The 1,121-nt window shown below is 64.0% G+C and carries 1 protein-coding gene; it reads right to left on the bottom strand.

The window, feature by feature from the left end:
* A partial coding sequence (locus EOD07_RS35310; protein WP_127238431.1) for an alpha/beta hydrolase occupies positions 1 to 982 on the bottom strand: 982 nt, incomplete at its 3' end.
* Positions 983 to 1,121: the final 139 nt, after the last annotated feature.

Below are 1,121 nucleotides of genomic sequence, written 5' to 3'. Positions count from 1 at the left end.
TCATCGGGTTGTCGGCGAATTTGGTGTGATTGAAGCTGTCGGCGCCCTTGATCTTGGAGAGGTCGACCACCGTGACGCCGTAGGAGGCGAGGTCGGCGGCATCCCGATAATCGCCGACGCGCGGCCGCGATCCGGCGATCAGGCCGGAGAGCCTGAGCGCCCGGTCGTCGTCCGACAGGAGCAGGATGAAGGGCTTGTCCGGCTTGCCGTAGCGGCGCATCTGGCTCTTGAAGACGTCGACATCGATGTCTGGCGAGGCGAGCACCACGTCGCCGAGCTTGCCGCTGAGATCGCGGTCGCCGGTGATGGCGAGCTGGCGCAGCGTTTCCATCGTCACCCAGGTGCCCATCGAATGGGCAACGATGTCGATACGCCGGGCGCCGGTCTGCGCCAGCATCCTGAGCGTCACTTCCAACTGGTCGCGAGCCGCCGCGGCGCTTTCCTTGTCGTAGACATAGTCGGTGGTCTTGGCGCCGGACGCCCAGGAGAACAGAACCGGCGTGCCCGGATAACCGGAATCGTGGACGATCTGGGTCAGCCGGTAGACAGCATCGTCGAAGCCGGTGTTGTAGCCATGGACGAAGACCATCACGCGGCCGCCGCGGGCGTCGATGTCGGCGTTGAGGGCGTTGACGAATTTCGGCTGCGTGTCGTAGCCGACGACTTCCGAGGCCATGAAATACTTCGTCGGGTCGTTCGACTTGCCGCGCGAACGGCGCTCGATCTGGCCCGTTTGGTGAACCGGCGGGACCGTGACGTTGACGCGGGCGTAGTTGAGTGTTGCCGAGCGTTCGCCGTCGAAGACCTTGTTCGGGTCGTCGGACCGCTTGCGCGTGGTGGCGATGAAGATCGAATGGTTGCCCGCGATCTCGGTCGCCTGCGTCGGCACGACGACGCTGCCCAGGATTTCCTGCGCCGGGTGGCCCGCGCAGCCTGCCGTCAGCAGGGCAAGGGCAATGATCAGAATTGTCTTCAACCGCACGTCGACACTTTCACTGCAATTCCACTTCCGGCCACAATTGGCCGTGTCCACCTCCGCGAAAATCTCCCGGACAGCCGAAGTGCGGCTAAAGTAAGTCGTGTCCAGCGGAAATTGGCTCAGCGCCGGGCGAGGACCATCC

This window comes from Mesorhizobium sp. M2C.T.Ca.TU.002.02.1.1, assembly GCF_003997225.1.
The sequence above is the reverse complement of the archived record's forward strand: the minus strand, read 5'-3'. Positions and strand labels throughout refer to the sequence as shown.